The organism is Limnobaculum zhutongyuii, from assembly GCF_004295645.1.
Lineage (GTDB): Bacteria > Pseudomonadota > Gammaproteobacteria > Enterobacterales > Enterobacteriaceae > Limnobaculum > Limnobaculum zhutongyuii.
In genome coordinates this window covers 1501032-1527769 of the sequence record NZ_CP034752.1, presented here as the reverse complement: position 1 = coordinate 1527769, position 26738 = coordinate 1501032, and the positions used below count along the sequence as shown (strand labels likewise).

At 42.5% G+C, this 26738-nt stretch carries 32 protein-coding genes; 10 read left to right on the top strand and 22 right to left on the bottom strand.

Annotated elements, in window-relative coordinates:
• Positions 1-16: 16 nt before the first annotated feature.
• The gene (locus tag EKN56_RS06590) at positions 17-1732 is read right to left on the bottom strand and encodes a SulP family inorganic anion transporter (protein ID WP_130591046.1); all 1716 of its coding nucleotides are present in this window, start codon (positions 1730-1732) and stop codon (positions 17-19) included.
• A gap of 226 nt (positions 1733-1958) precedes the next feature.
• On the opposite strand from EKN56_RS06590, the gene EKN56_RS06585 reads away from it, so the two are divergent.
• From EKN56_RS06585 to yciA, 3 genes are all read left to right on the top strand, one after another.
• Positions 1959-2828, top strand: coding sequence for an NAD(P)-dependent oxidoreductase (locus EKN56_RS06585; protein ID WP_130591045.1), 870 nt, complete (start codon positions 1959-1961; stop codon positions 2826-2828).
• 80 nt (positions 2829-2908) lie between these two features.
• The gene (locus EKN56_RS06580; RefSeq protein WP_130591044.1) at positions 2909-3472 is read left to right on the top strand and encodes a septation protein A; all 564 of its coding nucleotides are present in this window, start codon (positions 2909-2911) and stop codon (positions 3470-3472) included.
• Between the two features lie 159 nt (positions 3473-3631).
• Positions 3632-4051: an acyl-CoA thioester hydrolase YciA gene (gene yciA / locus EKN56_RS06575; RefSeq protein ID WP_130591043.1), complete on the top strand. Its 420-nt coding sequence runs from the start codon at positions 3632-3634 to the stop codon at positions 4049-4051.
• 85 nt (positions 4052-4136) lie between these two features.
• On the opposite strand, the gene EKN56_RS06570 is transcribed toward yciA, so the two are convergent.
• Positions 4137-4928, bottom strand: coding sequence for a TonB family protein (locus EKN56_RS06570; RefSeq protein ID WP_130591042.1), 792 nt, complete (start codon positions 4926-4928; stop codon positions 4137-4139).
• 219 nt (positions 4929-5147) lie between these two features.
• On the opposite strand from EKN56_RS06570, the gene EKN56_RS06565 reads away from it, so the two are divergent.
• On the top strand, positions 5148-5444 hold the full coding sequence (locus EKN56_RS06565) for a YciI family protein (protein ID WP_130591041.1): 297 nt from the start codon (positions 5148-5150) through the stop codon (positions 5442-5444).
• A gap of 66 nt (positions 5445-5510) precedes the next feature.
• On the opposite strand, the gene EKN56_RS06560 is transcribed toward EKN56_RS06565, so the two are convergent.
• Positions 5511-5690: a YciY family protein gene (locus EKN56_RS06560; protein ID WP_130591040.1), complete on the bottom strand. Its 180-nt coding sequence runs from the start codon at positions 5688-5690 to the stop codon at positions 5511-5513.
• Between the two features lie 191 nt (positions 5691-5881).
• Here EKN56_RS06560 and cls point away from each other — a divergent pair, with 191 nt between their 5' ends.
• Entirely contained in the window at positions 5882-7342 is a 1461-nt protein-coding gene (gene cls, locus EKN56_RS06555) for a cardiolipin synthase (RefSeq protein WP_130591039.1), read from the top strand.
• A 37-nt stretch (positions 7343-7379) separates the two neighbouring features.
• Entirely contained in the window at positions 7380-7715 is a 336-nt protein-coding gene (locus EKN56_RS06550) for an HI1450 family dsDNA-mimic protein (RefSeq protein WP_130591038.1), read from the top strand.
• 90 nt (positions 7716-7805) lie between these two features.
• Here the strand turns inward: EKN56_RS06550 and EKN56_RS06545 are convergent, their stop codons facing one another.
• Positions 7806-8453, bottom strand: coding sequence for a YchE family NAAT transporter (locus EKN56_RS06545; protein ID WP_130591037.1), 648 nt, complete (start codon positions 8451-8453; stop codon positions 7806-7808).
• Between the two features lie 471 nt (positions 8454-8924).
• Here EKN56_RS06545 and adhE point away from each other — a divergent pair, with 471 nt between their 5' ends.
• Positions 8925-11594: a bifunctional acetaldehyde-CoA/alcohol dehydrogenase gene (gene adhE, locus EKN56_RS06540; protein WP_130591036.1), complete on the top strand. Its 2670-nt coding sequence runs from the start codon at positions 8925-8927 to the stop codon at positions 11592-11594.
• Between the two features lie 1192 nt (positions 11595-12786).
• Complete coding sequence (hns, locus tag EKN56_RS06535; protein ID WP_130591035.1) at positions 12787-13194, top strand: histone-like nucleoid-structuring protein H-NS; 408 nt, start codon at positions 12787-12789, stop codon at positions 13192-13194.
• 294 nt (positions 13195-13488) lie between these two features.
• On the opposite strand, the gene EKN56_RS06530 is transcribed toward hns, so the two are convergent.
• The 4 genes from EKN56_RS06530 to rssB form a co-directional block, all read right to left on the bottom strand.
• The gene (locus EKN56_RS06530) at positions 13489-14493 is read right to left on the bottom strand and encodes an NAD-dependent epimerase (protein WP_130591034.1); all 1005 of its coding nucleotides are present in this window, start codon (positions 14491-14493) and stop codon (positions 13489-13491) included.
• A gap of 8 nt (positions 14494-14501) precedes the next feature.
• Positions 14502-15845 carry a UDP-glucose dehydrogenase family protein gene (locus tag EKN56_RS06525; RefSeq protein ID WP_130591033.1) on the bottom strand — a complete coding sequence of 448 codons (1344 nt, stop codon included), beginning with the start codon at positions 15843-15845 and terminating at the stop codon, positions 14502-14504.
• Positions 15846-15869: 24 nt separating this feature from the next.
• Entirely contained in the window at positions 15870-16787 is a 918-nt protein-coding gene (gene galU / locus EKN56_RS06520; RefSeq protein ID WP_130591032.1) for a UTP--glucose-1-phosphate uridylyltransferase GalU, read from the bottom strand.
• A 233-nt stretch (positions 16788-17020) separates the two neighbouring features.
• Positions 17021-18031 carry a two-component system response regulator RssB gene (rssB, locus tag EKN56_RS06515; RefSeq protein WP_130591031.1) on the bottom strand — a complete coding sequence of 337 codons (1011 nt, stop codon included), beginning with the start codon at positions 18029-18031 and terminating at the stop codon, positions 17021-17023.
• Between the two features lie 143 nt (positions 18032-18174).
• Between rssB and EKN56_RS06510 the strand changes: the two genes are divergently transcribed.
• Positions 18175-18396 (top strand): YchJ family protein, encoded by a 222-nt coding sequence (locus EKN56_RS06510; RefSeq protein WP_130591030.1) that lies wholly within the window; start codon positions 18175-18177, stop codon positions 18394-18396.
• 152 nt (positions 18397-18548) lie between these two features.
• Here EKN56_RS06510 and EKN56_RS06505 read toward each other — a convergent pair whose 3' ends face one another.
• From EKN56_RS06505 to EKN56_RS21600, 14 genes are read right to left on the bottom strand one after another with little or no spacing between them, the layout of a single operon-like run.
• The gene (locus EKN56_RS06505; protein ID WP_130590730.1) at positions 18549-18941 is read right to left on the bottom strand and encodes a Mor transcription activator family protein; all 393 of its coding nucleotides are present in this window, start codon (positions 18939-18941) and stop codon (positions 18549-18551) included.
• Entirely contained in the window at positions 18938-19351 is a 414-nt protein-coding gene (locus EKN56_RS06500) for a gp16 family protein (protein WP_130590731.1), read from the bottom strand. The genes EKN56_RS06505 and EKN56_RS06500 overlap by 4 nt, the downstream gene beginning before the upstream one ends.
• Position 19352: 1 nt before the next feature.
• Positions 19353-19553 carry a Lar family restriction alleviation protein gene (locus EKN56_RS06495; RefSeq protein WP_130591029.1) on the bottom strand — a complete coding sequence of 67 codons (201 nt, stop codon included), beginning with the start codon at positions 19551-19553 and terminating at the stop codon, positions 19353-19355.
• Positions 19553-19852, bottom strand: coding sequence for a hypothetical protein (locus EKN56_RS06490; RefSeq protein WP_130591028.1), 300 nt, complete (start codon positions 19850-19852; stop codon positions 19553-19555). The genes EKN56_RS06495 and EKN56_RS06490 overlap by 1 nt, the downstream gene beginning before the upstream one ends.
• Positions 19845-20141 carry a nucleoside triphosphate pyrophosphohydrolase family protein gene (locus EKN56_RS06485; RefSeq protein ID WP_246019991.1) on the bottom strand — a complete coding sequence of 99 codons (297 nt, stop codon included), beginning with the start codon at positions 20139-20141 and terminating at the stop codon, positions 19845-19847. The genes EKN56_RS06490 and EKN56_RS06485 overlap by 8 nt, the downstream gene beginning before the upstream one ends.
• Entirely contained in the window at positions 20128-20388 is a 261-nt protein-coding gene (locus tag EKN56_RS20895; protein WP_168189567.1) for a hypothetical protein, read from the bottom strand. Before EKN56_RS20895 ends, EKN56_RS06485 begins: the two co-directional genes overlap by 14 nt.
• A gap of 1 nt (position 20389) precedes the next feature.
• Positions 20390-20998 carry a DUF3164 family protein gene (locus EKN56_RS06480; RefSeq protein ID WP_130591027.1) on the bottom strand — a complete coding sequence of 203 codons (609 nt, stop codon included), beginning with the start codon at positions 20996-20998 and terminating at the stop codon, positions 20390-20392.
• On the bottom strand, positions 20995-21303 hold the full coding sequence (locus EKN56_RS06475; RefSeq protein WP_130591026.1) for a hypothetical protein: 309 nt from the start codon (positions 21301-21303) through the stop codon (positions 20995-20997). The genes EKN56_RS06480 and EKN56_RS06475 overlap by 4 nt, the downstream gene beginning before the upstream one ends.
• A gap of 1 nt (position 21304) precedes the next feature.
• On the bottom strand, positions 21305-22546 hold the full coding sequence (locus EKN56_RS06470; protein WP_130591025.1) for an ExeA family protein: 1242 nt from the start codon (positions 22544-22546) through the stop codon (positions 21305-21307).
• Between the two features lie 10 nt (positions 22547-22556).
• Positions 22557-24338: a DDE-type integrase/transposase/recombinase gene (locus EKN56_RS06465; RefSeq protein ID WP_130591024.1), complete on the bottom strand. Its 1782-nt coding sequence runs from the start codon at positions 24336-24338 to the stop codon at positions 22557-22559.
• A gap of 14 nt (positions 24339-24352) precedes the next feature.
• Positions 24353-25321 carry a DUF3102 domain-containing protein gene (locus EKN56_RS06460; protein WP_246019989.1) on the bottom strand — a complete coding sequence of 323 codons (969 nt, stop codon included), beginning with the start codon at positions 25319-25321 and terminating at the stop codon, positions 24353-24355.
• Between the two features lie 2 nt (positions 25322-25323).
• Entirely contained in the window at positions 25324-25587 is a 264-nt protein-coding gene (locus EKN56_RS06455) for a hypothetical protein (RefSeq protein WP_130591023.1), read from the bottom strand.
• Between the two features lie 14 nt (positions 25588-25601).
• Positions 25602-25895 (bottom strand): helix-turn-helix domain-containing protein, encoded by a 294-nt coding sequence (locus tag EKN56_RS06450; protein ID WP_130591022.1) that lies wholly within the window; start codon positions 25893-25895, stop codon positions 25602-25604.
• A gap of 9 nt (positions 25896-25904) precedes the next feature.
• Entirely contained in the window at positions 25905-26105 is a 201-nt protein-coding gene (locus EKN56_RS21600) for a helix-turn-helix domain-containing protein (protein WP_130591021.1), read from the bottom strand.
• A 65-nt stretch (positions 26106-26170) separates the two neighbouring features.
• Between EKN56_RS21600 and EKN56_RS06440 the strand changes: the two genes are divergently transcribed.
• The gene (locus tag EKN56_RS06440) at positions 26171-26737 is read left to right on the top strand and encodes a helix-turn-helix domain-containing protein (protein WP_246019987.1); all 567 of its coding nucleotides are present in this window, start codon (positions 26171-26173) and stop codon (positions 26735-26737) included.
• Position 26738: the final 1 nt, after the last annotated feature.

The window sequence follows — 26738 nt, the reverse complement described above, 5'->3', positions numbered from 1 at the left end:
ATCTGAACATTAATCTTTAGGCGGGTTCTTCCGAAGTATGCGCAGTCTCTTTACTCTGAATAAATTTAAGCGCCAGATAGAGATCGGGAACCAGCATGATCTCCTCTTCCTTCATGGCTGGCCTGTTATCCTTAAACCAACGGGTAAGCTCTGTTCTACGCCCTGCCAGTACCAGTTTAATCTGGCGTAACTTGAGGTCTCTCTTCAGTTCATCAATGGATGCCAGCACGCTAATATCCGCATAGGTAAAACTGGCTACCGCATCTATCACTACCCAACGGGGTTGAAATGGCGTGCTGTCTACCAGATTCAAGATACGGCGCTTAAAATAGGCGACGTTAAAATAGGTCAACGGGGAGTTAAACCGATACATCATTACCCCAGGAACCGCTTTAACTGTGGTTGTATTACCTAATGAGTGGATCATTCCATCTTCATTCACACCAAGTAATTGCTCTGTTGGTCGGAATACCGTGCGTAAAAACTGCAATAGCCCTAACAGAACTGCTAATCCAATTCCCTGAATAACACCAATCAGTAACACGCAAACAAAGGTAAAAATCGCCAGACTAAATGCCTGCCGATTACGCCGTCTGAGATTCCAGATACCGCGTAAATCCATTAGCGACCAGGCCGCATAAACCAGCACCACACCAAGCGCTGAAACCGGAATAAACTGTAATGGCTTAGTCAGTAGTAAAACCACCAACGCAATGACTAACGCAGCAATCACAGATACCAGTTGGCTCTTTCCACCATTAGCATCATTAACTGCGGTACGGGAGTCGGCTCCGCTGATTGCAAAACCCTGAGAAACTGCCGACATAATATTAGCGATGCCTAACGCTCTGAATTCTGCATCAGCATCAATATCGTAACCATTTTTAGCGGCGAAACTGCGTGCGGTTAGCATCAAACTAACAAAGCTAATCAATGCCAGGTTAAGTGCAGGAATAACTAACTCTCGCATCAGGCCAGGTTGAAAATGGCTCCAGTTAACCATTGGTAAACCAGAATCAAATCCGGCGCCACCAATGGTTTCTACACCGTATTGTTGAATATCCATTCCCCATACCAATGCCGTTGTTACGACAATAGCAATCAAAGGTGCTGGCCACTGGCTACGAAACTTTTTAATCCCAATTAATAGTAATAACGTTAAGGCCGAAATACCTAAAGTCGGCAAATGGCTATCCATAATCTGAAATGGTATAGCCATAATTTTTTCTATCAATTGGTTAGCATTAATTTGAATACCAAGGATTTTAGCAATCTGCCCAACCATGATGGTGACAGCAACACCATTCAATAATCCGGTCAGGATTGGTTGGGAAAGTAAATCCGCCAGCGCCCCCAACCTGAATTTACTGGCCAGAAGACACCATCCCCCCATAATCAGCGTCATAATAATAGTTAACTGCCACTGCATTTCGCTATTACCGGCCGCCAATGGGGTAACCACTGCAGCAATAACCGCACAGGTTGTAGCATCAGGTCCGACGATTAACTGGCGGGATGAACCAAAAAAGACATAGGCAATCATGGGTAAAATGCAAGAGTAAAGACCAACAATAGCACCCACATTAGCCAGTTCTGCATAAGCAATTGCTACCGGTAATGCCACCGCCGCTACCGATAGTCCGGCACGGATATCCGCGGTTAGCCAGCTTTTATCGTAAGCCAATAAATTCTGTAATCCGGGCATCCATTTTAAAAATACTCTTGAAAACATATTTATCCTCTACCGCCGGTCGCCTTGTCTGACACTCTGTGAAAACTTCCGCAATAATCATACAACATAATGCCTTAGCTGGCGGGGAATAACAGTGTACTTTGTTACTTATTCTTCCCGTTTAATACAACTCTTATACCAATTGGTTGTTTTTGCCACTTTTACCCTGAGATTAAAAAGACTAGGATAGCTTGTCCGAAGCTTATCAATAATAACGGGAGTATAAATGGCTAAGATTAGTTTTGTGGGTTTAGGCGTGATGGGCTACCCGATGGCGCGTCACTTAATAAAGGCCGGGCACGACGTAACAGTTTATAACCGTACTACAGCAAAAGCAGAACAATGGGTAAAAGAGTACGGTGGTAAACTTGCGTTAACGCCTCGTGAAGCGGCTATTAACGCAGATATGGTCATGACCTGCGTTGGAAATGATGACGATGTTCGCTCGGTCTATTATGGTGAGGATGGCATTTTCGCTGGTGCTAAAAAAGGCGTAATTCTTATCGATCATACTACTGCATCCGCTGATTTGGCTCGTGAGCTTTATCAGGCAGCCAAAGAGATTGGATTGGATTTCCTGGATGCTCCCGTCTCCGGTGGTCAAGCCGGTGCAGAAAATGCGGCTCTGACCGTTATGTGCGGCGGTGATGAAGCTATTTTCAAACAAGCCGAAGACATTCTGAAGATTTATGGCAAAGCCGTCACTTTAGTCGGTGAAAGCGGTTGTGGTCAGCTGTGCAAAATGGCTAACCAACTCTGTATTGCTGGTGTATTGGCTGGCGTATCTGAAGCCGTACGTTTTGCACAAAAGGCCGGATTAGATGTCAAAACGGTACGTGACGTAGTAAAAATGGGATCCGGTAGCTCATGGCAATTGGAAAACCGGGCTGAGACGATGGGTGAAAACAAATTTGATTTTGGTTTTGCTATCGATTGGATTCGTAAAGATCTTGGTTTCTGCTTTGATGAAGCTGAACGTAATGGAGCCAAGCTTCCCTTTGCGAAACAGATTGATGAAGCCTATGCTGAATTACAACAACGTGGACTGGGCCGTTGTGATACCTCTGCCCTGATCCGTTTTTTGGACGATAAATAGTTATTTGTTACTTTGGCGGTAGTGTAAACCTACCGCCAAATCCGGTATAGTCAGCAGCTTGCTGACCAATGGAAAGAGCTATGAAGCAGTTTCTTGATTTTCTGCCCCTAATTGTATTTTTCACATTTTATAAACTCTATGACATTTTTATTGCTTCCGGCGCGTTAATTGTCGCCACGGCTCTGGCTGTGATCTATAGCCTGATAAAATATCGTAAAGTAGAAAAAATGATGATAGTGACCTTTGTCATGGTCGTCATTTTTGGCACCTTAACCATTATTTTCCACTCACCTGACTTCATTAAATGGAAGGTGACGGCTATCTATGCCCTGTTTGCATTGGGATTAATTTTCAGTCAGTTTGTCCTGAAAAAGCTATTAATCAAAAGTATGCTTGGCAAAGAGATCACATTACCTGAACAAGTATGGTCACGGTTAAATATTGCCTGGGCACTGTTCTTCCTGGCCTGTGGTCTTATCAATATTTATGTCGCATTTTGGTTATCCATGGATGTCTGGATGAACTTTAAGGTATTCGGACTGACCGGACTAACGCTTGTGTTTACGCTACTTAGCGGCATCTATATCTACCGCCATATACCTGATGAACAGAAAAATCCACCCGCCAGCGACAAACAAGACTAGGTTTTCTGTCAGCGAATCATGATATAACCATAATTAAATTTTTATCACTCCCATTGCGTGTGGCTCCGGGAGTGATAAAAATAATATGAGCAATTGAATTGAGGCTTAACGGATAAGCCATTATCTTTCACTTATAACAAACACTATCAGAAACACATTATGAGCAAACAAGATCGTACTCCTCGCGGAGAGCTGGTTCTCCGGACTCTGGCAATGCCCGCGGATACTAACGCCAATGGTGATATCTTTGGTGGTTGGATCATGTCACAGATGGATATTGGCGGTGCAATTCTGGCTAAAGAACTTGCCCGTGGACGTGTAGTAACGGTTGCCGTCGATGCGATTACCTTTTTAAAACCTGTCACTGTTGGTGATGTGGTTTGTTGCTATGCACACTGTATTCGTACGGGTCGTAGTTCCATCACGGTGAATATGGAAGTCTGGGTCAAGAAAGTCTCTTCCGAGCCAATCGGACAACGCTATTGCGTTACTGAAGCGATCTTTACCTATGTAGCGGTTAACGATCTGGGAACTTCCCGCTCTCTGCCAGACAACAAAAGAAATCTCTCTTTCGATTGATTTTATTCTGTCTGAAATTAATTATTCCCAAATAAAACAGGTCGCAATAGCGACCTGTTTTATTTATTAACCATGCTAACAGTGATTAGCGAATTTGTGCCCCACCGTCAATTTTAAAGATAATCGTCAGTTTTTTATCTTTAACCACCACTGGCGTATAGCGCCATTTCTTCAACGCAACTTTCACATCCCGTTCAAACATCCTTGGTGGTGTGGATGACAAAATTCGTACGTTCTCAATACGCCCGTCTTCATCAATATCAAACATTATCTCAACCTGCCCTTCGATACGGCGATCAAACGCCTGTTTAGGATAAGCGGGTTCTACCTGTCTTAATAACTTCGATCCTGTTGCTGGCGCTGCGCCACTAACAGAAGATGCCGGACCACTGGCTACCTTGCTGGTATTAGCAGTAGAGATTGGCGCCGTTGCCGGTTTCTCTACTGGTGCCTGTTCAGTCCTTTCTTTTACCGGTTCTCTTTTCGGCTTCGGCTCTTTCTTCGGCTGTTTCTTCGGCTTCTCTATCGGTTTTGGCTTAGGCTTTTCTATTTCAACAGGCTTAGGCTTTTCCACCGGTGGCGGTTCAGGGACAGGTTCGGGTTCAGGAATGGGCTCCGGTTTAACTTCTTCCGGTTCAGGCTCTGGTGCAGCGGTTGGTTGTTGTGCCGGAGTATTTTGCTCTGCCACTTCCGCTGGAGTAGCAAACATCGCAGGGTTAACCATTACAACATTCATTGGAGCCGAATCATCTGGAGCGGGAATTTCAATCTGATCTTTTATCGAGGCGAATACCAACCCACCGATAAGCGATGCATGTAGACAAACTGAAAAGGTAAGCGGCCAGGAAAAACGACGCGCCAGAAAGAATTTTTTCAAAAGGAACCACTTCACTGTTCTGGAATGTGGGAATTCTAAATGAAAATGGTAATGAGATTCAATATCAATTTAACATATCGGTATTTCAGTGTAGCCGATGGCCTGCATATTTTCATTTATCACGTTGGTCATAATATCTATAGTTTACAGTAATAAATCATGTAATATCGTCTCTCTTATCGCCCAACAAATATGACAATAACATTGAGGAATAATACCGTGTTATATCTGATTTATGCTGAAGATGTACCTGGTTCTTTAGAACAACGTCTCGCTGCCCGCCCTGCTCATCTGGCTCGTTTGCAGTCGCTAAAAGATGAAGATCGTTTAGTCGTCGCCGGTCCAAATCCGATTGCTGATAGTGAAGACCCTGGAACAGCGGGTTTCTCCGGTTCCGTCATTATTGCTGAGTTTTCTACTTTGACAGAGGCTAAAGCGTGGGCAGATAAAGACCCTTATGTTGAGGCGGGTGTCTATCAAAAAGTAACGATAAAACCATTTAAGCGTGTGTTCTGATATTGTTGGGGGTTCTCTCAGTACAATATCGGGGAACCCCAACCAACAACTTAACGATCGGTGTTATTACCATCCATGGATATTTGCATAGAGCAAAGAGCGTTGCTGGCGCCCCAGTTGTTGCTCGGTCCTGATGTGGTGGATCCGGCTGTTTCTGCGAGATTGCCCTTCCAACCAGCGATGGCGTCGGCGTTGTGCCTGCCGCAACATGCGCCAGCGTCCAACTTCAGTTCTGGATCTGTGCATAATGACCAATGTGTTTTCAAATAACGATAAGGAGTGTTAATTGTAACGCAGGCAATTTTTTCTTTTGAATGAATAAATCAAAAAATAAGTAACAAAATCTATAATACACTTTAAAGAAGTGTTTTACCTTTTCGCGACTCTGCGTAAACTCAACTCTTTATTTTTAAAGCAAACAGGATAACAAATTTCCGATGACCACTTTCTATACTGTATTGAGCTGGTTACTGGTATTAGGTTACTGGTTACTGATAGCGGGTGTTACGCTCCGGGTATTAATGAAGCGACGTTCTGTCCCGTCTGCCATGGCCTGGTTACTGGTTATCTATATCCTTCCGCTAGTCGGTATTGTGGCCTACCTCCTGTTCGGGGAACTTCACCTTGGTAAACGTCGGGCAGAACGAGCTAAGGAGATGTGGCCGTCCACGGCAACCTGGTTAGGCGAGTTAAAAAACTGCCAGAATATTTTTGCTACCCAAATTAGCCCTGTGTCAGAGCCGCTGTTTCAACTCTGTGCCCATCGCCATGGCGTTCCTGCTGTCAGAGGCAATCAGCTTGAACTGTTAACCACCAGTGAAGACACCATGAAGTCGCTGATCCGTGATATTGAGTTAGCTGAACACAGTATCGAGATGGTGTTTTACATTTGGCAAAGCGGTGGTCAGGTAGATAATGTTGCTGAAGCACTGATGGCTGCTGCTCGTCGGGGGGTACATTGCCGGGTGATGCTCGACTCTGCCGGAAGCATGCATTTTTTCCGCACGCCTTACCCTGAACTCATGAGAAATGCCGGAATTGAACTGGTTGAAGCGCTGAAAGTTAATGTGTTACGGGTATTTTTGCGTCGTATGGACCTACGTCAACACCGTAAAATCGTCATTATTGATAACAATATTGCCTATACCGGCAGTATGAATATGGTTGACCCTCGTTTCTTTAAACAGGGATCCGGCGTAGGCCAATGGATTGACCTCATGGCGAGGATTCAAGGCCCTGCTGCAACCATGTTAGGGCTTATCTACGCCTGCGACTGGGAAATAGAAACCGGTAAACGTCAGCTTCCTCAGGCACCGGATACCACCAGGTTACCGTTTGAAGAGGAAGATGGTCATACGGTACAAGTTATTGCTTCCGGTCCTGGTTTTCCTGAAGAGATGATTCATCAGGCTCTGCTTACTTCGGTCTATTCCGCCAGAAAGCGTTTAATTATGACAACCCCTTATCTGGTTCCCAGTGATGATTTGCTACACGCTATCTGCACTGCTGCTCTAAGAGGCGTTGACGTTAATATTATTGTACCGAAGAAAAATGACTCTTTAATGGTTGGCTGGGCCAGTCGCTCATTCTTCTCTGAACTCCTTGAGGCTGGCGTAAAAATACACCAGTTTGACGGGGGATTACTCCACACTAAAAGCGTTTTAGTTGATGACCAACTTAGTCTGGTAGGAACCGTAAATTTAGATATTCGCAGCCTGTGGTTGAATTTTGAAGTGACTGTTACTGTTGATGACCGGGCATTCGCTGAAGATCTGGCTTGTGTACAGGAAGATTATATCGCTCGTTCGACACGGCTAAATCCGGAAGAGTGGGCAACCCGCCCGATGTGGAATCGGATAATCGAACGTTTATTTTATTTCTTCAGTCCATTACTATAGCCACAACATTTAAATATTCTCTTTGATGAGCGTCCCGATGGATATAGCAGATTTTGATTTAGATAACCGGTTAGATGAAGATGAAACGCTGGATCAGGCTTACGATATTTTTTTAGAGCTGGCCTCTGACAATCTTGATCCGGCAGATGTCATTCTGTTTAACCTGCAGTTTGAAGATCGTGGCGCCGCTGAGCTGCACGATCCTTCCGATGAGTGGCTTGAGCATGTTGACTTTGATTTAAATCCTGATTTCTTCGCCGAAGTAATTATCGGCCTGACGAATGAAGCAGATGAAGTTGATGATATTTTTGCCCGCATCCTTATCAGTCGGGAGAAAAACCATAAATTCTGTCATATTCTCTGGAAAGAGTAGTTTGATTCATTTTGGTATTTAAGCCTTTAGTAATAAAAATCCCCGCCTGTTTGCGGGGATTTTTATTATTTATCTTACTCAACGCCGTATCTAAGCCAGTAATCCCGGGAAAGAAACTTTTATTCCCGTAATAATGAACTCAATTCCCAACGACATCAGCAATAGCCCCATAATACGCGTTACGACGTTAATGCCTGTTTGTCCTAACAAACGAACTAATAACGGTGCTGCACGAAACAATAACCAGCAGCAAAATGAAAAAAACGCAATTGCAATAAAGAAACCCAGATAATCCATCCAGGTGTTGTATCGGGTACTCCAGACGATCGTCGAGCTAATAGCCCCCGGTCCTGCCATTAGCGGAAGTGCTAAGGGTACTACACCAACATTGTCACGAATTGCAGTTTCAGTTTTTTCCTGTTTGTTCTGTTTATCTTCCCCCAACTTACCGCTGATCATCGACATTGCGATGGTCACAATAAGAATCCCCCCCGCAATGCGGAAAGAGTCGATTGAAATCCCAAACAGATGCAATATCGCATCACCTAAAAACAGCGAACACCACAATATAATGGCAACAGATAAGTTAGCCGTTAGATTGGTTTTATCTCTGGCAGCTGGCGACTGATAATTCGTCATACTGATAAAAACCGGAAGAATACCCACCGGATTAACTAATGCAAACATACCAACAAGGAACTTAATGTATCCTGATAAATCCAACATGGCATGGCCCATTGTGGACTCCCTATGTAATAGACCGCAGCTCAAATTCAAACGGTGCTTAATGTAATAGAGTTATCTTTTAGGGTCTAGCGTTAAAAACCGGATACAACACCCAGTTTTAGAAAAAATGCAGCGATATACCCCTAATATAGCAAATTAATATTATATAAATGTAATGCTCGGACTGTTGATGGATAAAAATGTAACAATTTGGCTTGCTGAAAGGTGTCAGCATGCTATTTATGTGATATGGATCACAATACCAATCACTCTGAATAGGTAAGCTGTGATGTAATTAATAAATATACAGACACGTACAGCACATATATTATTTGCCGGTAAAATAAATTTAGTTATAACAATAAATTAGCTTAGATTTTTTCAGTAAGTAAATCGTATTGAGATAACAGAGCTTCCACTATACTTAATACTTGCATCGCGACTTACTCACTAAAAAAATTTATCAATCTTAGGAGAGTCACAATGACCGTAAGTAACGCCACTGAACTTAACGCGCTTGTTGCACGAGTGAAAAAAGCTCAACGTGAGTATGCTAATTATACTCAAGAACAAGTCGATAAGATATTCAGAGCAGCCGCTTTAGCGGCAGCAAATGCCCGTATTCCTCTGGCCAAAATGGCAGTTGAAGAATCTGGCATGGGTATTGTGGAAGACAAAGTGATTAAAAACCACTTTGCTTCTGAATACATTTACAACAAATACAAAGATGAAAAAACCTGCGGTATTCTGGAAGAAGATGAAACTTTCGGTACTATCACTATCGCTGAACCAACGGGTATTATCTGTGGTATCGTTCCAACCACTAACCCTACATCAACCGCTATTTTTAAAGCGCTGATCAGCCTGAAAACCCGCAACGGAATTATCTTCTCTCCACATCCTCGCGCTAAAAACGCCACTAACGAAGCTGCCAATATCGTTTTGCAAGCCGCGATTGAAGCCGGTGCTCCAAAAGATATTATTGGTTGGATTGACGTACCTAGCGTTGAACTATCAAACCAACTGATGCATCACCCGGATATCAACCTTATTCTGGCTACCGGTGGTCCAGGTATGGTTAAGGCTGCTTATAGCTCAGGTAAACCTGCCATTGGTGTAGGTGCTGGTAACTCCCCTGTCGTTATCGACGAAACCGCTGATATTAAACGTGCCGTGGCATCTATCCTGATGTCTAAAACCTTTGATAACGGTGTAATCTGTGCGTCTGAACAGTCTGTTATCGTGGTTGATAAGATTTATGACACCGTGAGAGAACGCTTCGCTTCTCATGGTGGCTACATGTTGAAAGGCCAGGAGTTAAAAGCTGTACAGGGTATCATTCTGAAAAATGGCGCTATTAACGCCGCTATCGTTGGTCAACCTGCAGTAAAAATTGCAGAAATGGCTGGAGTAACAGTTCCCGCTACCACCAAAGTATTGATTGGTGAAGTGACTCAGGTTGATGAGTCAGAACCTTTTGCTCACGAAAAACTATCCCCAATGTTGGCGATGTACCGGGCGAAAAATTTTGAAGATGCCGTAGAGAAAGCTGAGAAACTGGTTGCTATGGGTGGTATTGGTCATACATCAGGCCTCTATACCGATCAGGATAATCAGGGTGAACGTATTGCTTACTTCGGCGATAAGATGAAAACAGCCCGTATTCTGATTAATACGCCAACCTCTCAAGGTGGTATCGGTGACTTGTATAACTTCAAACTGGCACCTTCACTGACTTTAGGTTGTGGTTCATGGGGCGGCAACTCAATTTCTGAGAACGTAGGACCAAAACATCTTATCAATAAGAAGACTGTGGCTAAGCGAGCAGAAAACATGTTATGGCATAAACTTCCTAAATCAATCTACTTCCGTCGTGGTTCATTGCCTATTGCTTTAGAAGAAGTTGCGACCGATGGTGCCAAACGTGCCTTTATCGTTACTGACCGTTTCTTATTCAACAACGGTTATGCAGACCAAATTACCAATGTTCTGAAACAATATGGCGTTGAAACTGAAGTTTTCTTCGAAGTAGAAGCTGACCCTACTCTTAGCATCGTGCGTAAAGGGGCAGAACAAATGCACTCCTTTAAACCTGATGTCATCATCGCGTTAGGCGGTGGTTCTCCTATGGATGCAGCTAAAATTATGTGGGTGATGTATGAGCATCCTGAAACTCACTTTGAAGAACTGGCATTAAGATTTATGGATATTCGTAAGCGTATCTATAAGTTCCCGAAAATGGGTGTAAAAGCCAAGATGATCGCGGTTACCACTACTTCAGGTACCGGTTCAGAAGTAACGCCTTTTGCGGTTGTAACCGATGATGCTACCGGTATGAAATATCCATTAGCCGATTATGCCTTAACGCCTGATATGGCTATTGTGGATGCTAATCTGGTAATGAACATGCCTAAATCACTTTGTGCTTTTGGTGGTTTAGATGCGGTAACACACGCATTAGAAGCATACGTCTCCGTGCTGGCTAACGAATACACTGATGGTCAGGCTCTACAAGCACTTAAATTGCTTAAAGAGTACCTGCCGGTTAGCTATAAAGAAGGGGCTAAAAATCCGGTTGCTCGTGAGCGCGTTCATAATGCTGCCACTATTGCCGGTATTGCCTTCGCTAACGCCTTCTTGGGCGTATGTCACTCAATGGCGCATAAATTAGGTTCTGAATTCCATCTGCCACACGGTTTGGCTAACGCGTTATTAATCTGTAACGTTATTCGCTATAACGCCAATGACAACCCAACCAAACAAACTGCATTTAGCCAATATGATCGTCCGCAATCTCGCCGTCAGTATGCAGAAATTGCCGATCACTTAGGTTTATCTGCCCCAGGCGATCGTACCGCGGCCAAAATTGAGAAACTGCTAAACTGGTTAGATGAAATTAAGAAAGAACTGGATATTCCTGCATCAATTCGTGAGGCTGGTGTTCCTGAAGCAGATTTCCTGGCAAAAATTGATAAACTGTCTGAAGATGCATTTGACGATCAATGTACTGGTGCTAACCCACGTTATCCATTAATTTCCGAGCTGAAAACCATTCTGCTGGATACTTATTATGGACGTAGCTACGTTGAAGAACAGCAGCAACCTGTTGTTGAAACCAAAGCTAAAGCACCAGCCAAAAAAGCTAAAAAGTAACGTCTACTTTTATGCCTTCAAAGCCGCCTTAACTGGCGGCTTTTTCATATCCAGGCTCTTTGTCTTCTATGAGCATAAAACTACGTATAGCTCGTTTAAGGGCTCAGAATGAGTATGAGTCTATCTTCACCTTAACGATGTCTATTCCACAGTTCACTTTAGATTACAGGACCTGATATCTGGATACCTAATCAGAAGCGCTATCCTGAGTTAATACTATCGCGGCAAACCAGCTGTAAACAGGTAACCGAAACCTGTGTCTATCGCTCAAACACTATGAATAATATTGAAAAAGTGCTCGTGAGTTATTTAACCGCAGATGAATACGTACCGTATGTTTTAGTTATCATAATTCTAATTAATACATATACATCCATTAAAATATTCTATACAGCCCAGAGATAGATTCATCGAATATTATATCGATAGACAATGAACACACTTTTATCAGGGATATAGTCAGATTTTCTTCTGGAAGTAATCTTAGGAATGCTCAAACATTCTTGTAATTAGCCTTAATTAACCACCATATTCATATGAATTTATTATAATTATCTTTCATTCTGAACAGATAGTTACTCAAATTTTTATTACAATTAAAGTGTTATATGAAACGCTTGTAGGCAGTGCAAAGACTATTTGTCAGCTAATTATTTTTTGGAATTATAACGATTTATTGGAGTATCTATTGTTTTCAGACCATAAAAATCACTCATCGTTATAAATATATTTGATATAAAACCTGCCTCATATCGCTACGCTATAAGTCACATCATACCGGGATATAGAGCATAACAATAATAATGTATATAGTTACACAGGATAGAATAGGCGTTGAAAAGTCTTGTGGATAATTGCATCACCCCTTTTACAACGCGTTATAGATAGAATTTCTCTGGTTAATAGTAAGAAAAGCTAACGCATGAGAACAGTAATAAGTGTCATATAACATATTACCTCTATTTAGTAAGGCAAATAAACCTATGCTCTGGCTTTTAATGAGATATGCCACGAATTTTTTATAACCACACAAAATGTGTTTTCCCTCCTATTAACCAGCAGTTATTGACGATATTTGACTATCGTTTATAAATAAATTAACTTTATTTATGTAATACCCTATTGCAGAATTTAATTTAGCGCTTTATTATTAACCAAAATTTCAATCCATAATTAATTTGAGAACGATACAATGAGCGAAGCATTAAAAGTCCTTAACAATATCCGTACTTTGCGTGCTCAAGCCAGAGAGTGCTCTCTTGAGACTTTAGAAGAAATGTTAGAGAAAATGGAAGTAGTAGTAAAAGAGCGCCGTGAAGAAGATCAGGCAAATCAAGCTGAAATTCAAGAACGCACTCGTAAATTACAACAATATCGTGAAATGTTAATTGCTGACGGTATTGACCCAAATGAATTACTTCAGTCTCTTTCTGCAACTAAAGTCACGGGTAAATCTAAACGTGCCGCACGTCCTGCTAAATATCAGTTTACTGATGAGAACGGCGAATTAAAAACCTGGACTGGCCAGGGTCGTACACCAGCCGTTATCAAGAAAGCTATTGAAGAACAAGGTAAATCTCTGGATGATTTCCTGATGTAATTCAAGTTTTCCTTCCTGAATAAAGCCTCCGTAAATGGGGGCTTTATTTTTTTGTGCTATTAAATAAATATTATTCAGATAAGGATTTTTCAACATTCCGGACATATAGCTATTTTTCTTCAGTTTATGTCATAGCTATTAACTAATAGTTACAATAGAAATAATACAATTTAAATATACCTTTTCTAACGATTAGCCCATGAAGTCATTTAAATTATTTAAGATGATTAACCAAATAAAAAAGAGGAACTGAATCCTCTTTTTTTAAACACGCTACAGACTAATAATTCAATGTTATCGATAAAATTCCCGATACCAATCAACAAATTTCTGTACTCCATCAATTACAGACGTATGGGGTTTAAAGCCAATAACATTATACAATGCAGAAGTATCTGCACTGGTTTCCATTACATCCCCTGGTTGCATGGGTAGCAGATTCTTTTGAGCTGTTTCCCCCAACGCTTTCTCTATGGCTTCAATATACTCCATCAAGCGTACAGGATTACTATTACCTATATTATAAACGACATAAGGTGCAGAGCTGGTGGCCGGCGTACCCGTTTCAACGGTCCACGACGAATTAGCCGTCGGAATAATATTTTGTAAGCGAATTATTGATTCGACAATATCATCAATATAAGTAAAGTCTCTACGCATATCCCCGTGGTTATATACGTCGATACTACGCCCTTCTACTATGGCTTTAGTAAATTTAAATAAAGCCATATCTGGTCGTCCCCATGGACCATATACGGTAAAAAAACGTAATCCGGTTGTAGGTAGATTAAACAGATGGGAATACGTATGAGACATTAGCTCATTAGCTTTTTTTGTTGCGGCATACAACGAAATGGGATGGTCAACACTATCATCCGTCGAGAATGGTAACTTACGGTTTAAACCATAGACAGAACTTGAAGAAGCATAAAGTAAATGTTCAATATTATGGTGACGACACCCTTCCAGAATATTTAAATGTCCGGTCAGATTCGAATCTGCATAAGCATGAGGATTCTCTAATGAATAGCGCACACCAGCTTGAGCCGCTAAATGTATAACCCGTTGGAATTTTTGCTCCGCAAAAAGTCTGGCGATATTATCCCGATCGGCCAGATCTAATTTTAAGAATTTGAACTGAGGATGGCTTTCAATTAGTTTTAGCCGTGCCAACTTCAAATTAACATCATAATAATCATTAAGATTATCAATACCGACTACATCATGGCCTAATGCTAATAGTCTCTGACTAACATGAAAACCAATAAACCCGGCGGCTCCCGTAATAAGAAATTTCATTATTGACCTCAAATAACTGGATTTACCGAAGCACCACGACCAATACCATAATAGGTAAATCCTCGCTGAGCCATGCGTTCTGGTTCATACAGGTTACGCCCATCAAATATCGCCGCATGTTTCAATGTTGCTTTTATTAGATCAAAGTCAGGGGCACGGAAGTTTTGCCATTCAGTACAGATAATCAAAGCATCTGCGCCCTGTAACGCGGCTTCTTTCGTCCCCATCAATGCCAAATCAGAGCGAGAGCCATAAATGCGCTGCGTTTCTTCCATCGCTTCAGGGTCAAACGCCTGAACCTTCGCGCCAGCTTCCCATAGAGACTCCATTAATACCCGACTGGATGATTCACGCATATCATCAGTATTAGGTTTGAAAGATAATCCCCAAAGCGCAAAGGTACGCCCTTTCAGATCGCCATTGAAGTGACGTTGAATAAAACTAAAAAGCTTGTGTTTTTGCTTAGCGTTAACCGCCTCTACCGCTTGTAATAATACGGGTTGATAACCGATATGCTCAGCGGTCCGAATCAGCGCTTGCACATCTTTAGGAAAGCAGGAGCCACCATAACCACAGCCAGGATAGATAAAGTGGTAACCAATACGTGAATCAGAGCCAATACCCTGACGAACTTTTTCTATATCCGCACCCAATAACTCAGCCAGATTGGACATTTCGTTCATAAAGCTGATTTTTGTCGCCAGCATACAGTTAGCGGCATATTTTGTTAGTTCAGCACTACGGATATCCATAATTACCATTCTATCGTGATTACGATTGAATGGACCATAGAGCTCACGCATCAAATCCAATACTTGATTATTATCGGTTCCGATAATAATACGTTCCGGCTTCATACAATCAGATACTGCAGCCCCTTCTTTAAGGAATTCCGGATTTGAAACCACATCAAACGGTAAATCAGCCTGACGACGAGCAAGCGTATCCATAACTACTGATTTGACTTTATCGGCAGTACCAACCGGCACAGTTGATTTGTCGATAATTACTTTATAGCTGGTCATATGTTCAGCAATAGTACGTGCTACTGCAGTAACATATTTTAAATCAGCAGAACCATCTTCATCCGGAGGCGTACCAACCGCAATAAACTGGATTTCACCGTGAGCCACACCTGCTTTCGCATCGGTGGTAAACGTTAATCGCCCTGCTTCATAATTCTCTTTTACCAGCGGCGTTAATCCGGGTTCAAAGATAGGAATAACACCTTTCTTAAGATTGGCTACTTTCGTTTCGTCAACATCGATACACATAACATCATGACCGACTTCTGCCAGTACGGCAGCCTGTACTAATCCTACATAACCAATACCAAAAACTGTGACTTTCATCTTTTATTGTCCAAATTATAGTTATTAACCTTTAGCCGGAAGCTGAAGCTGTTGCAGCCATGAGCCAAACTCTGCACCTAATCCTGCATGGCGCAAACCATACTCAACAAATGCCTGCATATATCCCATTTTGTTACCGCAATCATGGCTGCGGCCTCGAATATGATAGGCATCAACAGGTTCAGATTCCATCAGCATTGCAATAGCATCTGTCAATTGAATCTCATCACCGGCACCCGGTGGAATACGGGATAACAGTGGCCAAATATTGGCAGATAATACATAACGTCCAACAATTGACAAATTAGAAGGTGCTTCAGCAACGCTTGGCTTTTCTACTACTTTAGCAATAGGTGCACTCTCACCCGCAGTAAGCCCATAGCCATTGCAGTCAACAATTCCATAATCACTGACTTCATTAATTGGAACTGGTTCAACCATGATCTGGCTATGACCTGTTGTCTCATAACGATTGAGCATTTCACTGAGGTTATCTTTCTGAAGGTCGGATTCATATTCATCGATAATCACGTCAGGTAATACCACCGCAAAAGGCTCATCACCAACTAAAGGATGAGCACACATGATGGCATGACCTAATCCTTTAGCCAGCCCCTGACGCACATGCATTATTGTCACATTATTGGGACATATAGACTGAACTTCATTTAAAAGTTGGCGTTTAACCCGGCGCTCTAAAATAGCTTCAAGTTCAAAACTGGTATCAAAGTGGTTTTCTATGGAGTTTTTAGAAGAGTGGGTAACCAGCACAATGTGGTTAATGCCTGCTGCAATACATTCATTAACTACGTATTGGATTAAAGGCTTATCTACCAGTGGTAGCATCTCTTTAGGAATTGCTTTAGTTGCAGGCAGCATGCGGGTGCCCAGTCCAGCAACCGGAATAATTGCTTTTCTTATTTTAGGCTGTATAGCTGACATAAATGATGTTCCCACTATTGATAAATATCGCTTATTAATACGATATTCAGTTAGTTAATATAGAATTCTCCATTGCTCATTAGTGAAATAGATTAAACTTTAAACATGCTATAAATCAGGCACATCTAAGGCATACTATTCTGAGCAAATTATGGCGTGAGTATATCAGCTAAGAGACCATTCTCCGATATCATTCATCGGCCAATCAGATAACAAATTGCTAAACAGCTGGCTTAAAGCGTTGCACTCAGTTGCAAGCGTCCACCACGTCCTTTGATATGACAAACCCAACGATCCGCAACCAAATTAACCTGGCTGGGATAAAGTGTCTGTAAGGTCCCCATAGGTACACTGTCATCTAACTCATATTTACGGTCGTTAGCTTCAATATTAACGTGCAGCCCAGCCGAAACAATTAATAGCTTTTGTTTTGGTGCATGATAATAGCCAGCAAGAAAAGGAAACTGCCCTTCCAGATAAGACTGATGTAGCAGTTGGTTAATACGGTTTAAAATAGTAGACATTTGCGGTAATGCTTCATCTTGTTCAGCTAAATGTTCCTGTAATAGATTATTAAACAGCGCTCTTAGCATTAATGCTGCCAGTACCCCTTTATTTTCTGACCGTGAAATATCGAGACAATAAAAAGCAAAATCATGTTCAGACAACGCGGCAATATCAAATACGATTCCTGGTTTCTCCGCTAAAGTCAGTTGGCGATAATTAATTTTACAACCAGCCAGAGTTTGCTGAGCCGGAGGCTGAAGTTGTTTAAGTAATTGCACCGCTTCCTGAGGTTTTTCGCTAAGATCGGTCCAGTCAGCAAGCATGGCTAACTCTTCGCTGGCAGGCGAAGAGAACAAATAGGGATAAAAGCTGGACAATAGTGCATCACGCAAATGATTCAAATCAGTAACCGGCTTAAGCAGAACATCCTGAACCCCGAGACGTAGCATCTTATCAACATCGGTGATTTTTTCGGTTGCTGAAATAACGATGACCGGAATCTGGCAGCCCTGATGACGTAAACGATCGACCAGCGTTATGCCGTCCATATTGGGCATATTCAAATCGCAAATCATTAATTCTGGCTGAAACTGTGTAACATAGGTCAACGCCTGTTCGCCATCTTCAGCTTCGCCAATTATTGCACCTAATGAGGTTAAATATCCCGCCAACATTGAACGGAATACAGCATCATCTTCAACAAGGAGTATGTGTTTATTGGCTAAAGGGGGTGTCATTGTAAACTTCCATGCTTTCTGTTTATTATATTTTGGTTCAAATTTGGCACTTGTGCCTGTAAAAGTATGAATTATTCTTGTCAATCTATCTTGCCAAAACGCTAATTATCGATAAACGCGTTGTCAGCATAGCGGAGTAAATATTGTTCAAACTATGTCCATGCGGTAGCTTAAAGGAGTTTTCTGTATGCTGCCACTCATTGATTTCTGGTCAAACCATTGCTACAACCGCGCTTGAATTAATGAAATCACGTTATTGTGCTTATGTCAGCCATGATGTCGAATATTTAGTTGCGACATGGCATCCTGATGTCCGCTCACCAGATTTGGCTGAATCCATTGCTGAGATAGAACATGATAATTAAATGGACTGTACTGTGATAATTCCGAAACATACCGGAATATACAGGAACATAAAGGAAAGAGTTTTGTAAGAGGATTGCAAGGGCTGCAATAAAAATCAGGCTCAATTTTTTAAAGAGACCCAAACAATTCTGAGTCTCTTTTTGTTTTACCGTTACTCTTTTGGTAATTCATTAGAATCACCAGAAAACAGGTCACCTTGCATATCTCTGAGCGTCTCTTTACGAATCAATTTTACCACCTTATATACGTGCTGAACACTCACGCCGAATTTAGTAGCAACTTCATCGTGGTTACGGCCATTAAAAGCCTCGAAGATTTGTAGGTGAGTTTGGGCACTCTTAAGCTGAGTACCTGACGGAAAGTAAATCAACTGCCCACACCATACCTGAGACATCCGTAGCGCCACTTCTTGGCCAAGGTGCTCAGCCGTTATACCTGAAACACCGAGCACATCTTTCACGCTGTCTGTTACATGATCAGCTAGGTTCACCAGTAACTCTGGCCCCTTACTTTTAAACAGTCGATCTTGGGCTGCCTTACTCATTTTGTAGCCTCCGTTCTCGATGACCATTGCTTAAGGTGCTCAATCACAATGCTGGCTTTACGTTTATCCAGCCATTGTAGCGTATCTACTTTAACCATACGTTTAATGAAGTGGTTTAGGGCTGATTCGGTGCCGTTTTTGACAACACCACGTTTAGCCAGCCCATGCCAAAGCGAACGGATTAACTCAAGCTGTGGGCGTAGTGAATTAGCTTGATTTGGTACCTTGGCGCGAACCTTAAAACCTAGCCCCTTTAAGTGGTCTAAAACGATACTAAGCTGCTTCGGAGACATTTCCCGTAATGAGGCTTTTGCTGTCAGCTTAGCCAGGATAGAACGGTAAACATCCTCATCTAAACAAAGTTGCGCTTTAGCAATCTGAATAAGCTGAATCAGTTTTCCTCTTTCCATATCATTCACCTTTTACTCGGCGGTTCCAGGCATTGGTCGCACACCGTTTCTTTTGTTCAATTGAGCCAACAAACATAGCCGTTTGAACATCGCACTTATGGCACCGGACAACCCATGCTCTATACGGATTATCCTCTTCATCCATTTCGAATAACTCAACCTCAGAAGAACCACAGAAAGGGCAAGGTTTTAATTTATCCATTAGAACCACCCCTCATACTCACTAACAGGAACCCGCTCTGCTTCAATAGAAAACTGCAATTCTTCTCGATCATTACAATCAATTGAATGCGCTTTTTTAGCCGCCATAGCAAGACACTCAACAGCTTTAAGGTATTCATCGGAACGGAAGTTACTAACAGTGAAATGACCACAAAAAACTCGCCAAACAGTGCACCGTTCTTCAGCTTGTTTTTCAGCTATGGCGTCTTGTATTGCATTTTGAAAGTCTTTCAACTGATACAGGTCTAGGTTGGCAATTCTTTCTTTATAGCTACTCATTGCAATGCCCCTCAGCAGTTGAGATACCTAATAGATTGGCTAATTGGGCCAGCTTTAGTTGCTTAAAATGGTCAATTAGACCATCCATGCCATTTTGCCTAAGCTGCTCGATCATAATCTCTACATCTGCGGCTTCTTCAGCTAGTGATCGCTCATCTCCACAATGGTTAATAACACGACTAGCTGCTGCTGATAGTTCACTGGCCTCCTCGGCCAGCTTACATAATTGTCGGTCATAGCCCCATTTTATGGTAGCGGCTTTAAATAGTGCTGCTTTATTCATCATCATGCCCTCTCAAGAGTTTGATGACATCAGAAGCCAACTTGTAGGCTTGTTCTCTATCAATACTGGCGAAATGCTTATCACGCAAATTTAGTCCTACCTCAGTATCGCCAAATCCCCAGGATGTAATTGCTGATACCCCGTTATACTCGCAACGAAGCGCTATAATTGGATGGTCATTTTCGTCATGAGTATCAGTGGTAATAAGTACTTGACCGATATCGTCAAATTCAAATAATTTTGCAAAATCCATATCACACCCCCGCAATATCTAAAGGGATATGAACCATCCGGCCATCATCAGCCTGTTCCCTGAAGTTCAGATAGGTTTTAGAGACAGCCACCTGTAATGAATCAGCAATAGCTTCCATCGCCTGAAGCCAACGCGGATCGTTAATCTTTATCCGACGCAGGGAGAGAATACGGGCAGTATTAAGCTGGCCTTCTTTATCAACCTCAAATGCATCGGTAATCAATGCCTGTAGGTTTTCATTCGCCCCCTTGGCCCATTCAGACAGACACTCATCAATAATGTCTTTAGCTATCTGTAACTCTGGCCCAAACGTCAGCGAATCCTGAACAGAGATCCGAATTTGCTCAGCGCCATCAAACGTGCTGAACGTTATGTTGCCTTTCTGGCCACCAAGAGTGCGCTGATATTTTTCAGCCACTAGATCCAACCAGGCATAGCACTCATCAAATGTCTTTGTTTTAAAGGCTTTTAGGGTTTCATGGATATCACGAGCCTTCACTATTTGGGCTCTTACAAACGCATCCATTTCAAGGTCATAATCTGACACTTGGGTAACAGGTACTAAACGGCCTTTACGGTCTTTCATGTATCCATCAGGAACTTGTTTCATTTAATACCTCCCCATATACCTAAAACGACAATAACAATAATCCCAATAACTGAACCCCATACCGCTAGCCGGTCAGCTAAGGAAACTTTTCGATGATGCATAACGTCATCACCAGTGAGCTGATGAAGAAGATTATCAACAGGGATACGAATACAAGGGCGGTGAAGATATAAAGGAATATCATCCTTATCTTTTGGTCGCTCCCACATGTCACCATGCATAAGCCCTAAGCCAGCCAGTTCATTTTCAGATGTCCAGGCCACTGGGGTATTACTATTGGCTTCAGAACGCTGAAGACTATCCATATTAGATATCCTCCCGTGTTTTCACTGACTCTATAATCAGTTCACCAGTTACTTTTGGCGCACCAATGCGGCAAGCCAGATTCAGCGCACCGGTAACCAGATTATTCACCGCCAGCGGATAACAAAGGGAGCGTACCTTTACGCCTCTGGAAGAACCCCGACCTTCAGTAACGCTGATACGTAACCGATTTAGAATTTCATCAAAGGCGCTAGGCTCAAACAGAGTGGTATAGTCAATATTGATACAAGCAAACTTATGCTTAATGTATTCCTCTACCTTTAGATCCAGCGGCTTAAGGTTAACAATCTCGGTACGCTGAACAACCTCACGCACCTCTGGATTGAACTCAGAAAGTTTGTACTGAAGCTCTGTCTGGCCGATTAAGATAATGGCCAGTAACTTTTTAAAGCCTTCCTGAAGCTCATAGAAGCGCTTCAGGTGCTTCAAGGTTGGGATAGGTAAACCATGCGCCTCTTCGATGATCAATACATGCTTACGCCCAGTTAAAGCACTGGCCTTCAGTAAATCGTGCATTTGACGCGCACGAGCTTCGGCAGAACGGCGAGGTTTAGCCTGAGGGTCAATGGCGTTAACGATGGCACCGCTGATATCAACACTCTTAAGCGCCTTACCTTTAACTTCATTATCTTCCATACCCAGAACATAAGGCTCGATAACCGTGATTGGTTCATGGTTGACGTTAATCCATTCGATAAGGTCTTGACGTAACGTTGACTTACCGGCACCTGACTCACCAATAACCGCCAACATTCCGCCATATTTAGCGGTTTGGCGCATTGCTTCCCACACATAGCGAATATCGTCAGACAGAAAAACGTCACTGTCTGACTGCATTTCATCAGTGAACGGATCGCGCAGAATACGGAAGTGGGCGCGGGTTGCGCGACTTAGCGTATGTTTACGTAGTAACATATGAGTGGACTCCTTTTTTCCTAGTGGGGTGTCTACTGGTGCAGGGTTGTCCGCCAAGATTCCCTCTGCACCAGTTTCTTCTTCAAATACATCAACTAAAAATTCTTCCTTTAGCCCTTTGTTAACTAGGGCGTCTTCTATCTGTTTCTTTATGGTTTCCTTGTCAATGCTACGGGGCCAAAGATTGTGGTTAATGATCAGGTTAACAACGGCCTGGCTTAATGTACCGTTTTTGTACTTAATCTGACGGGCAAGCTCTGTTTGCTTCATACTTAGCTTGCTCATCATTCGCTTTAGATTTAACGCCATAAATCCGTCCTTAAATCGCTCTTAGACCGGTGGTACCAGTATCCTGACCAACGGCAATTGGCTGGGTAAATAGCTGGATAACTGACTGAATACTGTCTTCAGGAATGCCATCTTTATACCGACTGGCTAACCATTTGTTTTCGTCAGTACTCAGGCTACGACCAATAGCACCGGAAATTCTTAGCATTGCGGCGGTAGCTGATAGCATTGATACTGGCGTTTTTAGGTGCTCAGGAGTATCAATCTCCGTACCTTGCTTAGGTAAGTAAGTTGGATGCTCAATATCATTGAAATAACCGTGAGCATTTAAGCCGCCAAACGGTGCAGCCTGTTTAGCGCGTGACTTTTTAACTTCTTCTGGGGTTTGGCCTGGATAAGCCAGTTCATCCATTTCTTTGGATACTTGCTCAATGATGGTCTCCGGCTGAGATTTGTATTCTTCACCAATGACAGCGGCATCCAGTAACTGGCCAAAGCGGTCATAGTTGCGCTCAGGTTCGACACGATAGATCAACATTTCACCGTCATATTTCGGAGCCTGGATCTGAATGGCACAATCACCATAAACTAGCGCCCGAACGTAAACCTTACCTTTGACAGTTACGCCATCCAGCCCCTTAAGGGAATAGGACAAGGCCCTATCTGACTGAGGATGTTTAAAACCGATGGTCATATCATTACGAACGGTACGCTCTTGCTCTTTACTGGTCATTAATGCCTGACAAACTTCAACAGAAGGCAGTAAGCGCAGTTCATCGGCCCGAATCAGTTGCCATAGGTCATGACGAGATATCGGTTCAGCCAAACCACGTCGATTTAAGCGAGTATCTTGCCCTGGAATACGGTTAGCGTTATATGCCTCAGCCCATGCGGTAGCTGCCTTGTTCAGTTGGGCGATATCTTCAACGGGCTCAAAGCGCAGACGGCTTTCAAATTGGGTTTCAATGATATTATTGGCGTTTTCAACACCGCCTTTGGCCCGTGCGTTACCGGCTTCATGCTCTAAATAGGTCACCTCAAGGTGATCGAGCAAATTTTTAATAGCGCTAGAAGTGTTCGCTGAACCCTTATCCCAATAGATAATCTTCGGTACACCATGAAATAGCCGACTATCCTGCTTACTCCAGGCAAACATCAGGAACTGGAACAGAACATGCTGATTTTCACCGGCTGATTCCACGTACCAAGGTACAAAATGGCCAGAAGCACGGTCATATAAGGTATAACGCCACACCTTGTATTTAATTTTGGCGTAGTTCTCCAGCTTGTTCTTATAGAACTCACGCTCACGCATGATGTACTGCTTATTTTTCATGTAATAAATCAGACAAAGAGACGGATCGACTTCATGAACATGATTAGGATGTAAAGCCCGTAATGCCTGGACAGGATTAACCTGCATTTGGGCTTTCACGTTAAGCTTACGTGAGCGTAATAGCCGGTTAAGCTGAGAGTTTGACACGCCGAACTCATGGCCATTCTGTTCCAGCATCCCCCGAGCTGTGGTGGTAAATAAAGTTTGCTTACCGTTATCACGAACAGACTCACGACTGGTTGCACCTAGGACAACTAAGGCATCACGAGATACGCTGGTTTTACCTTTATCTGAGCGGGTTTTACGTTCACACCGCCAGCCACACTGTTTCTTCAATCGACGATAAATAGTCTGTGGGGGCCAGCCTAAAAACTCCTGAGCCTCTTCAATAATGCTTCCTCGCTGCCCGTGAACCGCTAAATCCAGTTTTTTGGCCAGTTCAATAAGGTAGCTGTGAATTTCGGGACTAATAGACATAGCAACACTCCAAGTTACATATCAGACGTGCGAATATCGCTCATAACCTGATCAAATCGACCGCCAGCGGTTTCTATTTCGTCACCAAACTTGTCCCACAGGTCTTTGTACATGCGTTTGGTCTGTGAGAGTGTGATGACTAATGCTCCGTTGAGTATTAATAAGGTGTTATGCAGCGATTCAGGCAACTGGAACGGTGCTTCAGGGTCATAATTAGGATCGTTTTCCATTGCTTCAAACTGCAATTTTTCCATCATCTCAATGTGCTGACGATACTCATTAAATAAGGTATCTACTTCAGCCTGAGTCTGTGTTATCTGAACCTTTAAGGGCTCAAGGCGTTCGTCTAAAGGGATAGTCTTTAGCTCATACTTGTTAAGCTTCAGGCCCATTTCTTCTTTTTCTTTGCTGATATCGGTGTTGCGCTTTTGCAGAGCGTCGTAGTCAGCTTTGGCATCAAATTTAACCTTTTTCAAAGCCTCTTTTAATTCTCTGGTCGACATACGATCAATTTCATCTAAAGTCAGATTGGCAACAGTTCCGCCATCAGCTAATTCAGCCAATATTTCATCGTCTTCCGTCATTAATTCGAAAAGTTTAGTTTTGCCTAAATGCGAAAGCGCTTGCGCGGTGGGACGCAATTTAGGAGAAAGGTATTTAATTGCTGCTTGCATCATTAACTGTGCAGTGCGCGGTGCTAGATTAAGCCTACTCTTAAGAATATGATGGAACTCTCCCTGAGGTTCATTTTCTTTTATTAATATCAGCCTCTTACCGAACTCCAGCATAGATTCAGCACATTGTGCTGAAAAAAAACAGGCTTCATTTACCACTCGCTCACGTTCATAAGGCAACCCATTATCGAACTGAATGGAAAGCACCGAACTATGCATAGATAGGACATTCTGATTTTCGATTATTTGCTGTTCAGGTAATTGAACTAATTCAATAGGTTCATTTTTTGGGTTAGGTGTTCTGGCCATGATTAATGTACCTCTTCTTCACTTGATTTGACTGGCCAGCCTTGCTGGACTAACAGAGCTGCACCTTTGATTAAAATGTCAAAGGAACGAGCCTCATGTTCACTCACACCAGTTACTTTAGATAAAGTGGCAAAATCACCCAATCCTCCCTTTTTAAGGATAGAAGTGGCTGCAATAAGGTGATCAATCATACCCATTTCAATTAATGCCTGAAGCGCGCCGATTTGCCGCATTAAATCATCGTAATTTTCTTGCTTAAAGTTCATATTTTTCACCTTGTTTATTTGGAAAAAATCCGTTGATTAGTCTCAGTAATACGATCCTGTATATTGTTAATATGCTGAACATGAGCCTGTGCGATTCGTAGCATTTCAGTACTGTGAGCAAATAGACCATTATCAAGTTTGATAACTAAGCCCTCCTCAATCAGCACACTCAAGGCCCGGCTTACATTAGATGGAGAATCATCAATAGCTTCTGCTATTGTGCTGTTTGAAATGCCTGTCAGGGTGTAACCCTTAACGGCTTTTAATACCTTCAGAATGCGAGAACCGGATGTTGAAGTTGTTTTCATAACGGAACCTTATTCCTCAACTGGCATGCCTAGTTTCTTGGCTATTTCCCGACCCTTACCGAAATAACCTCGACGAACGCCCCGAACAACATCGGAAACATCTCGATATAAAAAACCGTTTACCTCAGCGAATGCCTTTAAAGTTAACCCCTGAGATTTAAGTCGGTTTTTTACCTCATCTGAAATCTGTTTTTGTGTTCTCACATACATGTTTCTTCACCTCCGTCTATTTAATCGGTGTTAAATGCTGTTACACTGAATGTGTGATTTCCATTATGGTGCTGATTTCTGCACCTGTCAACATCAATAGTGAAGAATATCTCATGATAAACGATAGGTTAAAAAATGAACGTGAGCGTTTGAGACTCACCCAGCCAGAATTTGCTGAGGCTTCAGGCGTATCTAAGCGGACTGTTATTGAGTGGGAGAAAGGAAATACCTCACCGAATGCAGTGCAGTTATCATCACTATCTGGCGTGGGTGTCGATGTTCAATATGTTCTTACTGGCGAAAAGAGCACTTTTAAAAAGCTTATGGATAAATTTGAAGAAGAAGATGACGGCGATGAGAGCCGAGATGAGGAGCCGTTTACCATGAATACACCGGCAACTTACCGCCTCAGTAAGGATGAATGGGAACTGATGAAGCGTTTCCGATGTGCTGACCTAACAATTAAGATGAAGGTCATGCAATTGCTATTAAGTGTTGATATGACCGATAAAACTGTCGATGACTTTAAGCCAGAGCCTACATCAAACTCTACTCAAAACTTTCATGGTTCGGTAACAGCTGACCAGATAGCCGCTCGGGACATTACTAACCACGGAAAAGGAAGGAAATAAG

Coding starts and splice junctions, on each gene's coding strand:
- adhE (WP_130591036.1), top strand. CDS start 8,925: ATGACCGTAAGTAACGCCACTGAACTTAACGCGCTTGTTGCACGAGTG.
- galU (WP_130591032.1), bottom strand. CDS start 16,787: ATGTCAGCTATACAGCCTAAAATAAGAAAAGCAATTATTCCGGTTGCT.
- EKN56_RS06550 (WP_130591038.1), top strand. CDS start 7,380: ATGGATATAGCAGATTTTGATTTAGATAACCGGTTAGATGAAGATGAA.
- EKN56_RS06450 (WP_130591022.1), bottom strand. CDS start 25,895: ATGAAAACAACTTCAACATCCGGTTCTCGCATTCTGAAGGTATTAAAA.
- EKN56_RS06490 (WP_130591028.1), bottom strand. CDS start 19,852: ATGAGTAGCTATAAAGAAAGAATTGCCAACCTAGACCTGTATCAGTTG.
- EKN56_RS06545 (WP_130591037.1), bottom strand. CDS start 8,453: ATGGGCCATGCCATGTTGGATTTATCAGGATACATTAAGTTCCTTGTT.
- EKN56_RS21600 (WP_130591021.1), bottom strand. CDS start 26,105: ATGTATGTGAGAACACAAAAACAGATTTCAGATGAGGTAAAAAACCGA.
- EKN56_RS06560 (WP_130591040.1), bottom strand. CDS start 5,690: ATGCACAGATCCAGAACTGAAGTTGGACGCTGGCGCATGTTGCGGCAG.
- EKN56_RS06505 (WP_130590730.1), bottom strand. CDS start 18,941: ATGAGTAAGGCAGCCCAAGATCGACTGTTTAAAAGTAAGGGGCCAGAG.
- EKN56_RS06470 (WP_130591025.1), bottom strand. CDS start 22,546: ATGGCGTTAAATCTAAAGCGAATGATGAGCAAGCTAAGTATGAAGCAA.
- EKN56_RS06590 (WP_130591046.1), bottom strand. CDS start 1,732: ATGTTTTCAAGAGTATTTTTAAAATGGATGCCCGGATTACAGAATTTA.
- rssB (WP_130591031.1), bottom strand. CDS start 18,031: ATGACACCCCCTTTAGCCAATAAACACATACTCCTTGTTGAAGATGAT.
- EKN56_RS06460 (WP_246019989.1), bottom strand. CDS start 25,321: ATGGCCAGAACACCTAACCCAAAAAATGAACCTATTGAATTAGTTCAA.
- EKN56_RS06585 (WP_130591045.1), top strand. CDS start 1,959: ATGGCTAAGATTAGTTTTGTGGGTTTAGGCGTGATGGGCTACCCGATG.
- cls (WP_130591039.1), top strand. CDS start 5,882: ATGACCACTTTCTATACTGTATTGAGCTGGTTACTGGTATTAGGTTAC.
- yciA (WP_130591043.1), top strand. CDS start 3,632: ATGAGCAAACAAGATCGTACTCCTCGCGGAGAGCTGGTTCTCCGGACT.
- EKN56_RS06530 (WP_130591034.1), bottom strand. CDS start 14,493: ATGAAATTTCTTATTACGGGAGCCGCCGGGTTTATTGGTTTTCATGTT.
- EKN56_RS06580 (WP_130591044.1), top strand. CDS start 2,909: ATGAAGCAGTTTCTTGATTTTCTGCCCCTAATTGTATTTTTCACATTT.
- hns (WP_130591035.1), top strand. CDS start 12,787: ATGAGCGAAGCATTAAAAGTCCTTAACAATATCCGTACTTTGCGTGCT.
- EKN56_RS06525 (WP_130591033.1), bottom strand. CDS start 15,845: ATGAAAGTCACAGTTTTTGGTATTGGTTATGTAGGATTAGTACAGGCT.
- EKN56_RS06455 (WP_130591023.1), bottom strand. CDS start 25,587: ATGAACTTTAAGCAAGAAAATTACGATGATTTAATGCGGCAAATCGGC.
- EKN56_RS20895 (WP_168189567.1), bottom strand. CDS start 20,388: ATGGATTTTGCAAAATTATTTGAATTTGACGATATCGGTCAAGTACTT.
- EKN56_RS06495 (WP_130591029.1), bottom strand. CDS start 19,553: ATGGATAAATTAAAACCTTGCCCTTTCTGTGGTTCTTCTGAGGTTGAG.
- EKN56_RS06465 (WP_130591024.1), bottom strand. CDS start 24,338: ATGTCTATTAGTCCCGAAATTCACAGCTACCTTATTGAACTGGCCAAA.
- EKN56_RS06480 (WP_130591027.1), bottom strand. CDS start 20,998: ATGAAACAAGTTCCTGATGGATACATGAAAGACCGTAAAGGCCGTTTA.
- EKN56_RS06475 (WP_130591026.1), bottom strand. CDS start 21,303: ATGGATAGTCTTCAGCGTTCTGAAGCCAATAGTAATACCCCAGTGGCC.
- EKN56_RS06485 (WP_246019991.1), bottom strand. CDS start 20,141: ATGATGATGAATAAAGCAGCACTATTTAAAGCCGCTACCATAAAATGG.
- EKN56_RS06440 (WP_246019987.1), top strand. CDS start 26,171: ATGGTGCTGATTTCTGCACCTGTCAACATCAATAGTGAAGAATATCTC.
- EKN56_RS06500 (WP_130590731.1), bottom strand. CDS start 19,351: ATGGAAAGAGGAAAACTGATTCAGCTTATTCAGATTGCTAAAGCGCAA.